At 31.1% G+C, this 9,119-nt stretch carries 7 protein-coding genes; 4 read left to right on the top strand and 3 right to left on the bottom strand.

All coding sequences use genetic code 11. The features are described from left to right. The 3 genes from HMPREF1984_RS05890 to HMPREF1984_RS05880 all read right to left on the bottom strand — a co-directional run. The coding region (locus HMPREF1984_RS05890) for an AAA family ATPase (protein WP_021767012.1) at positions 1-535 on the bottom strand (535 nt) is incomplete at its 3' end. A 253-nt stretch (positions 536-788) separates the two neighbouring features. Continuing rightward, positions 789-2,828, bottom strand: coding sequence for a M13 family metallopeptidase (locus HMPREF1984_RS05885; protein WP_021767011.1), 2,040 nt, complete (start codon positions 2,826-2,828; stop codon positions 789-791). A gap of 77 nt (positions 2,829-2,905) precedes the next feature. Continuing rightward, positions 2,906-5,035: a M13 family metallopeptidase gene (locus HMPREF1984_RS05880; protein WP_021767010.1), complete on the bottom strand. Its 2,130-nt coding sequence runs from the start codon at positions 5,033-5,035 to the stop codon at positions 2,906-2,908. A 218-nt stretch (positions 5,036-5,253) separates the two neighbouring features. Between HMPREF1984_RS05880 and HMPREF1984_RS05875 the strand changes: the two genes are divergently transcribed. The 4 genes from HMPREF1984_RS05875 to HMPREF1984_RS05860 all read left to right on the top strand — a co-directional run bounded on the left by HMPREF1984_RS05875 (position 5,254) and on the right by HMPREF1984_RS05860 (position 9,026). Then, positions 5,254-6,423, top strand: a complete 1,170-nt coding sequence (locus HMPREF1984_RS05875) for a hydroxymethylglutaryl-CoA synthase (protein ID WP_021767009.1) — start codon at positions 5,254-5,256, stop codon at positions 6,421-6,423. A gap of 22 nt (positions 6,424-6,445) precedes the next feature. After that, complete coding sequence (locus tag HMPREF1984_RS05870; protein ID WP_021767008.1) at positions 6,446-7,750, top strand: hydroxymethylglutaryl-CoA reductase, degradative; 1,305 nt, start codon at positions 6,446-6,448, stop codon at positions 7,748-7,750. A gap of 264 nt (positions 7,751-8,014) precedes the next feature. Continuing rightward, positions 8,015-8,449 carry a MarR family winged helix-turn-helix transcriptional regulator gene (locus HMPREF1984_RS05865; RefSeq protein ID WP_021767007.1) on the top strand — a complete coding sequence of 145 codons (435 nt, stop codon included), beginning with the start codon at positions 8,015-8,017 and terminating at the stop codon, positions 8,447-8,449. Positions 8,450-8,465: 16 nt separating this feature from the next. Beyond that, positions 8,466-9,026 (top strand): NADPH-dependent FMN reductase, encoded by a 561-nt coding sequence (locus tag HMPREF1984_RS05860; protein ID WP_036099998.1) that lies wholly within the window; start codon positions 8,466-8,468, stop codon positions 9,024-9,026. Positions 9,027-9,119 lie beyond the last annotated feature (93 nt).

Here is a 9,119-nt window from a genome sequence, read left to right as displayed (position 1 = left end):
CATATTCATCAATTAAAATTATTACTTTTTCTCCGTAGTATTTATTTAAATAATTTGATAAATCTTGGAGTGATGTTTTAAAATTTCTCTCATTTCCTGTTATTTCCCAAATTTTATCAAATTGTCTTTTTTCAACAACATTTAATTTTTCTCTTAAAAAGCTGTACTCATTAAAAATTTTATGCATAATATCCTTAATACTTTCAATACATTCTTCCCAAGTATCTTCTTTCAAATCCTTCAGTGAAATGAAAATTACAGGATATTTACCCTGTTCACTCATATATTCACTATTATATATTTTCAAATTTTCAAAAAGTTTTTTATTTTCTTCTTTATTTTTTACATCAAAAAAGTATTTAATCATTGACATATTCAACGTTTTTCCAAATCGTCGAGGTCTTGTAAAAAGGGTTACAGGAGCTCTGTTTATTAATAATTCCTCTATTAATAACGTTTTATCTACATAATAATAATCTTCATTTATTATTCTTTCAAAGTCTTCAATCCCCACGGGAACAGCTTTCTTTCTCATAAAATTCACTCCCTCTTTTATTCTCCTATAAATAATTTCAATATATCTTAATTATACCATAATCTGAGATTTAAAATAAAGCTATTTAAATGCTCCATGATACTTTCTTTCAGTTTTAATTACATTTGATTCTGAAAACTATTATACATCATTTTAAATTGTTAGAATTTAGGTCATAAAAAAAGACCTTCCCAAAAAGAAAAGTCGAAAAACTTATATTTCTATTTTTCTATTTGGGAACAGTCTAAAATTTTTACCATATTTTTATTCTATCTTTTGGTTCTTTATAAAGCTTATCACCTTTTTTAGTCTTAAACAGTTCGTGGAAACTATCCATATTTTCCAGTACACCATTTACACGGTAATAAGGTGGAGAATGTGGATCAGATTTTACTAAGTTCTTAAGGCTTTCATCTGTTATCTTTTCACGCCACGATCTTGCATAACTCATAAAGAACAGTTCTTCCTGTGTATACCCTTCAAATTTTACATTTTTTTCAGGATGATCCTTCAAATAAAGCTGCAGTGCATCATAAGCTATATTTGTTCCACCTAAATCAGCTATATTTTCAGTCAATGTAAGTACACCGTTCAAATGAACACCATTTGCAACAGTATATTTTGAAAACTGATCAGCAAGCTTTTTCGTTGCAGCATCAAATTTATCCTTATCTTCCTTTTGCCACCATTCTTTTGCATTTCCATCTCCGTCATATGAAGCTCCGCTTACATCAAATCCATGTGTTGCTTCATGCCCTATTACAGCCCCTATTCCTCCAAAATTAACTCCAGGCTGGGATTCAAAAGAGTAAAATGGTCTCTGCAATATTCCGGCAGGAAATACTATTTCATTTTCAGTAGGAGAATAATATGCATTTACTTCATGTGCATCCATACCCCATTCATTTTTGTCAACAGGCTTTCCAACTTTTTTCAGGTCATAGCTGTAATACCATTTCTTTATAGTTAAAATTTGGCTGTACAGTGTATCTTCCGGGTTAAGTTTTAAACTTCCAAAATCACGCCATACATTTGGATAACCTATTTTTGAGTTAATTTTACTCAATTTTTCAAGTGCAGCCTTTTTAGTCTCTTCACTCATCCAAGTAAGGTTTTTTATTCTATTCTGAAAAGCTATTTTTATGTATTTTATCATTTCTTCAGTATTTTTTTTAGCTTCTGCTGAGAAATTCTTCTCTACATAAACTTTTCCAACTATTTCTCCAAGTTCTTCACTTACAAAGTCCAATGCCCTTTTTTCAATGGCATCTCTTTCTTTTCTTCCACTTAAAACTTTTCCATAAAATTCAAAACTTCTGTTGGAAGTTTTTTCATCAAGAATTCCCGCAGAACCTGATATTAACTGGAATTTCATATAATCCTTGATAACTTCTATATTTGACATATTTATAATTTTATCAAGATTTTCGTAATATTTAAGTTCTTCCACATTTACATTGTCTGTATTAACTCCCACATCTTTTAAAAATTTCTGAATGTCAACATTTTTTATTTTCTTAGCTATTTCACTTACTTTCATAGGATTATTGTATTTAGTTATATCATCCTGTTCTTCATCTGTAAGAAGAAATTTAGCAATTTCCTTTTCAAATGCAACTATTTTCTTTGCTTTTTCTTCTGTATTTTTTTCACCAAGATAACCAAGCATATCATTTACATATTTTGTGTATTCATCTAATATTTCCTTATCTTCCTCTTCATCATTCTGATAATATGATCTCGACAAACCTAATTTTGGATTAACTAAGAATATTCCGTAATTTCTCGCATCATTTAAATCAGTAGCCACTGACCAGTCATAAAGCAGTTTAGAGCCATCCTTTGTCTTTTTCACTGTATACTTCTGGATGTCATCAAGGTTCTTTATGGCATTAATTGCAGCCAGATCCTCTTTTATCGGATTAATCCCTTCCTTATCCCTTCTGGCAGTATTCAAATATGAATTATATAAAGTAATAAGCTTATATTCCTCTGAATTTTCAGGCAATTTCTTATTTTTTATTTCTCCTATAAGTTCTTTCAGAAAATTCTGATTTTTTTCAATCAATTCATCAGTTACTCCCCATCCTCCTTTTGTCGATGGTATTTTTGTTGTTTTATCCCAGTTTCCATTTACATATTTGAAAAAATCATCCTGTGGTCTGTCAGTCTTACTCAAATCCTGAATAAGTGACTTGTCATCATATTTTTTCTGACTGGAATTTGTTTTTGCAGTTTCTTTTCCATACAGCATCATTCCTGCAGTAAGTACTAAAAATATCAGTTTTTTCATTCTTTCACTGTCCTTTCTTTTAATTTATATATTTTTTAATATTAACCTTTTTTATCTGTAAAAAATATTTTAAAATATTACCAGATTCTTATTCTATCTTTTGAATCCTTGTAAAGTTTATCTCCCTTTTTAGTATTAAATGTATTATGGAAACCGTCTACATTTATCAATGTTCCATTTACCCTGAAATAACTTGGCGAGTGCGAATCTGTCTTAACAAGGTTTTTCAAATATTCCTCTGTTGTCTTCTGATGCCATATTCTTGCAAAACTCAGGAAGAACAACTGATTCTGTTTATATCCGTCTATTATTACATTTCTTTCCGGATGATCATTCAGATACATTCTTAATGCATCAAAAGCTATATTTACACCACCAAGATCAGCTATATTTTCAGTTAACGTAAATTCTCCATTTACAAATATGTTAGGTGCAACAGAATATTTTGAAAATTCCTGTGAAAGTTTTTTCGTAACTTCGTCAAATTTCAGTTTATCGTTCTTATTCCACCAGTCCTTTACATTTCCATCTCCGTCAAAACTTGCTCCTGATACATCAAATCCATGTGTAAGTTCATGGCCGATAACAACACCTATTCCTCCAAAATTTACTCCAGGTCCTGAATTTTTCAAGTCAAAGAAAGGAAACTGCAATATTCCTGCCGGGAATACTATTTCGTTTTCCGTAGGGGAATAATAGGCATTTATTTCATGCGCATTCATAAACCATTCTGTCTTATCCACCGGTTTTCCAACCTTTTTTAAGTCTCTCTGATATACCCATTTTCCAATGTTTTCCATTTGTGCATACAGGGAATCATTTTCATTTATAACAAGTGTACTGTAATCTTCCCATTTATCTGGATAACCTATTTTCACTGACATTTTACTCAGTTTTTCAAGTGCCTTCACTTTAGTTTCTTCACTCATCCATGACAATCTCTGTACTCTGCTACGGAAAGCCTTCATTATATAGTCAACCATTTCTTTTGCTTCTTTTTTTGACTCTTCAGAAAAATGTTTTTTTACATATTCCTTTCCGATTAATTCTCCAAGATTTCCGTCAACAAAATATAATGCTCTTTTTTCCAGAACTTCTCTTTCCTTCTGACCATTTAAGTATTTTCCATAAAATTCAAATGATCTTTGACCTAACTGATTCGTCAGCAATGCTGTTCCGGAATTTACAACATGAAATTTCATATAATCTTTTATTGTTTCAATATTCTCATCTGTTATCAGCTTATCCATATTTTCGTAATATTTCAATTCAGTGATTATAACACTTTCTGTATTTACTCCTACTTCTTTCAGATATCCTGCTAAATCAATATTTTTGGCAATTTTAGATAATTCTGATACTTTTCTGGGATTATTGTAGTTTTTTACATCATTTCTTTCTTCATTTTTAAGCAACGTTTTAGCTATACTTTTTTCAAATTCTACTATTTTTCCTGCTTTTTCCTGTGTATTACTTTCTCCAATATATCCTAAAAGGTCTGAAATATACTTTGTATATTCTTCCAGAATTTCTTTATTTTCTTCTGTTTCCTTCTGGTAATATTCCCTGGAAAGTCCCAGTCCTGCATTAGATAAATACACTGCATTCTGCTTGGATGAGTTCAAATCTGTTCCTACACCCCATCCATATAGCTGCATTTTTCCATCCTTTGTTAATTCAATATTATAGTTCTGGAAATCCTTTACATTTTTTATTTCATTTATTCTATCCAGTTCTTTTTTCAATGGAGCATATCCTGTTTTATCCCTTTTCTTAATATCATAATAGGAATTATAAAGTGTAAGTATTTTCTTCTCGTCTGAATTTAGCTGTGAATATTTTTTCTTTTTCAAATCCTTAATCAGATTTCTAGTAAAATCCTGATTTTTTTCCATAAGTTCTGAAAAAGCTCCCCATGAAGGTTTTGTTGCGGGAAGTTCAGTTCTTTTTTCCCAGTTTTCATTCACAAATTTATAAAAATCATCCTGAGGTTTTACATTTTTACTTAAATCGGCTACAAGTTCCTTGTCTCCTTTAACCTTTACTCTTTCCATATAGTCCAGAAAATTTATTCTTTGTACTTTAGGCTCTTCTTTCTTTGTTTCCTTCTGCTGGGCAGACATTTCTCCTGTCTTTTTAGTATTTACTGTTTCTTCGGCAAAACTTAAGCTTGCTAATAACAGCGAAACTAATAATAACTTTTTCATTATTTCAAATTTATCCTTTCAATTTTTTTATTTTACATTATATCATAAATCATTTAATTTTTCTTATAATTTTTAAAATATGTCTATAATCTATTTTATTTTAATTGATATTTTCCTTCTTTTGTAGTAAAATGAAGTAAAATAAATCACTTATCTATAATTATAAACAGTGTACAATTTTAGTATACTTTTTTAATTAAGGAAGGCGGAAAATATAGATGAACATAGGTATAGATAAATTTGGGCTGGCAATTCCGGAATTTTTTCTGGATATTAGGGATTTAGCTGTTGCCAGAAATGAAAATGCAAATAAATTTTTAAAAGGTCTTCTACAGCTTGAAATGAGTGTTTCTCCTGTTACTCAGGATATTGTAACTTTGGGAGCCACTGCCGCTCACGAATTTTTAACTGAAGAAGATAAAAAGAAAATAGATATGGTTATTATTGGGACTGAAACTGGTGTAGACCAGAGTAAATCTGCATCTGTCTTTATTCATAATCTTCTTGGAATACAGCCTTTTGCTAGATGTATAGAAATTAAGGAAGCCTGTTACGGAGCTACTGCCGGTCTTGATTTTGCCAAAAAACATATTGAAAACAATCCTGATTCATATGTTCTTCTGATTGCTTCAGATATTGCAAAATATGGAATTGGAACTTCAGGGGAATCTACTCAGGGTTCCGGAAGCTGTGCAATGCTTATAAAAAAGAATCCTAATATTTTAATTCTAAATAATGATAACGTATGTCAGACACGTGATATTATGGATTTCTGGCGTCCTAATTATTCTGCTTTCCCTTATGTTGATGGGCATTTTTCCACAAAACAGTATCTTGAATGTCTTGAAACAACATGGGCTGAATATTGTAGAAGAACCGGCAAAAAACTTGAAGATTTTACCGCCTTCTGTTTTCACCTTCCATTTCCTAAATTAGGATTGAAGGGATTAAACAGTCTTTTTGATAAAAACCTCGACAGGGAAGTTAAGGACTCTCTTCTTGAGAACTTCCATACTTCCATTACATATAGCCGTAGAATTGGAAATATTTATACAGGTTCTCTTTATCTTGGTCTGCTTTCACTTCTTGAAAACAGCGATACTTTAAAGCCTGATGACAATATTGCCTTCTTCAGCTACGGAAGTGGTGCTGTATGTGAAATATTTACAGGTACTCTGGCTAAAAACTTTAAGGAAAATATCAACAGTCATCGTCTGGAAACTTTCCAAAATAGAAAAAAACTATCTGTTTCCGAGTATGAAAAAATGTTCTTTGAAGAAATTATAATTGATGAAGAAGGAAATTGCAGTTTTGAACCTGATGAAAGTTTATTTTCACTGGAAAAAATAGAAAATCATAAAAGAATATATAAGAAAAACTGTAAATAACAGATTCCCGAAAGGACTTACAATGAAAAATCCTAAAACTGGAAAACAAAAAAATATCTGGCTTGGATTTCATAAAAAAGACAGGCTGGAACGTATTGCAATTTTAAAGGAAAATAATATAATAACTCCTGAATTTTCTGATATTTTAGAAAATAATGTAAATTTATCCTGCGATACTGCCGGTCAGATGACAGAAAACAATATTGGAACTTTTGCACTTCCACTTGGAATTGCTCCTTACTTTATAGTGAACGACATCGAATATAGTGTTCCAATGGTTACTGAAGAGCCTTCCGTTATTGCAGCCTGCAGTTATGCCGCAAAGCTTATTTCAAAATCAGGTGGCTTTACTGTAAAGATCGAAAACAGAAAAATGATTGGAGAAGTGGCTCTTTACGATATTCCTGATTTTGACAAGGCAATGGAAGATATACTAAAAAATAAAAATGATATTTTAAGAATTGCAAATGAATCTTACCCTTCAATCGTTGCCAGAGGTGGTGGTGCCGAAAATATCGAAGTGAAAATATTGAAGGAAGGAGACACTTCCTTTCTTGTAGTATATCTTACAGCAGATGTAAAGGAAGCAATGGGAGCAAATATTCTGAATACAATGCTGGAAGGAATAAAACCTCTACTTGAAAGCATTACAGGTGGAAAAGCACTTATGGCTATTTTGTCTAATTACGCTGTAAATTCACTTGTTACTTCCACATGCGAAGTTGATTTCAGCCTTTTTAGCAATGATAAAGCTCAGGCTTTTAACATAGCCAAAAAAATTGAAATGGCATCTAAATTTTCAAAAATGGATATTTTTAGGGCAACTACCCATAATAAAGGAATATTTAACGGTATTGATGCTGTTGTAATTGCCACCGGAAACGATTGGCGGGCAATAGAAGCTGGTGGCCATGCCTATGCAGTAAAGGATGGAAAATACAGTGGTCTTACAGAATGGACTTTTGATGAAGAAAACAATATTCTCAGAGGAAAACTTACACTCCCTATGCCTGTTGCAAGTGTTGGAGGTTCTATCGGATTAAATCCTACTGTGAAAACCGCTTTTAATATCTTAAACAATCCTGATGCGAAAACTCTTGCAGGAATTATTGTTTCTGTTGGTCTTGCTCAAAATTTTGCCGCCTTGAAGGCACTGGTTTCTACCGGTATTCAAAAGGGGCATATGAAATTACAAGCTAGATCTCTTGCCCTTTTTGCAGGAGCAGAAAATGAGGAAGTAGACATTGTTGTTGAAAAACTTCTGGAAACAAATCATATAAATTCTGAAAATGCAAAAAATATTTTAAAGGAAATTAGAAATAAATAGATAGGATATTCAAAAATTATATTTATTCATTTACTAAAATTTCATTTATACAAAACAGTCATTCATAAAGAAGAAGTCAAAATTCACCTGAAAATCAGGTTGTTGACTTTTTCTAAATTCATTTCCTGTTTTGCATTGTGAAATTCTAAATAATTTATAAATATAATTTTTTTGTATATTCTATTATTTTTTCTTGACAATATTACTAATTAGTGATATTATAATTTTATCACTAGTTAGTGATTTATTAGGAGGGAATTTTTTATGAATACAAATTGGGAAAGAAATTCATCTGTTCATCTGCAGATAGTGTTACAAAAAGCTGTCAAAATAATAAACAGTAAAATTGGAAAAGACTTTAAAGAAAAAGGTATAACTACTTCACAGTTCAGTGTACTTGATGTCCTTTATACTAAAGGAGAAATGAGGATATGCGAACTAATTGAAAAAGTTCTTTCTACTTCAGGAAACATCACTGTTGTTATTAAAAATATGGAAAATAGAGGGTGGCTGTATAAAACTGTATCTCCAGAAGATAAGCGTGCATTTCTGGTTGGATTGACTGAAGAAGGAAAGAAATTGTTTGAAAATTTACTACCCCAGCATAAATCTGAGATAGAAAATGTATACAGCATTTTAACTTCTGAAGAAAAAAAAAAACTGATTGAAATTCTTAAAAAATTTAAAAATCTGGAATAAAATGGAGGAAATAGAAATGGATAAAAAAAATATATTACTGATTGTAGGTTCATTCAGAAAGAATTCCTTTAATCAGAGTCTTGCAGATTATATTGCAGAAATATTAAAAAATGAGGCAAATGTAGAATTTCTAAATTACAGGAATTTGCCAATATTGGAACAGGATACTGAATATCCTGCTCCGGAACAAGTGATTGATATACGTAATCAAGTAAGAAAAGCTGACGCATTGTGGGTAGTTTCACCTGAGTACAACGGTTCATACCCTGCACTATTGAAAAATGTTCTTGATTGGCTTTCCCGTCCTGAAAAGCCTTTTGACAGGGAAACTCCTACGGTTATTTCAGAAAAACCTGTTACAGTAAGTGCAGCTGCAGGTACTACCGAAGGAAAATTTGTCAGGGAAAACTTGTCAACCCTGTTCAGTTACATACGTATGAATCCTATGCCAGGAAATGGAGCAGGTATAATATTACCTATGGAAGCTTGGCAGACAGGGGTACTGACACTTACTGATGAACATAAGGAAATAATAAACAGACAAATTAAAGATTTTCTTGAATTTATTAGTAAATAATTTTTATATATTAAAAAAGGTTGTCTCAAAAAGATAACTAAAAAATAATGTAAAAAAAACATATTTTTGAATTATTTAAAATTTTACAATGTA

This window comes from Leptotrichia sp. oral taxon 215 str. W9775 (assembly GCF_000469505.1).
In the GTDB taxonomy this organism is placed as follows: Bacteria; Fusobacteriota; Fusobacteriia; order Fusobacteriales; family Leptotrichiaceae; genus Leptotrichia_A.
Note: the sequence above shows the minus strand (reverse complement) of the source record. Positions and strands in the feature narration are given on the sequence as shown.

What these genes read in the sequence shown, in the direction of transcription:
- HMPREF1984_RS05880 (WP_021767010.1), bottom strand. Translation starts at nt 5,035, where the DNA reads ATGAAAAAGTTATTATTAGTTTCGCTGTTATTAGCAAGCTTAAGTTTT.
- HMPREF1984_RS05885 (WP_021767011.1), bottom strand. Translation starts at nt 2,828, where the DNA reads ATGAAAAAACTGATATTTTTAGTACTTACTGCAGGAATGATGCTGTAT.
- HMPREF1984_RS05870 (WP_021767008.1), top strand. Translation starts at nt 6,446, where the DNA reads ATGAAAAATCCTAAAACTGGAAAACAAAAAAATATCTGGCTTGGATTT.
- HMPREF1984_RS05865 (WP_021767007.1), top strand. Translation starts at nt 8,015, where the DNA reads ATGAATACAAATTGGGAAAGAAATTCATCTGTTCATCTGCAGATAGTG.
- HMPREF1984_RS05875 (WP_021767009.1), top strand. Translation starts at nt 5,254, where the DNA reads ATGAACATAGGTATAGATAAATTTGGGCTGGCAATTCCGGAATTTTTT.
- HMPREF1984_RS05860 (WP_036099998.1), top strand. Translation starts at nt 8,466, where the DNA reads ATGGATAAAAAAAATATATTACTGATTGTAGGTTCATTCAGAAAGAAT.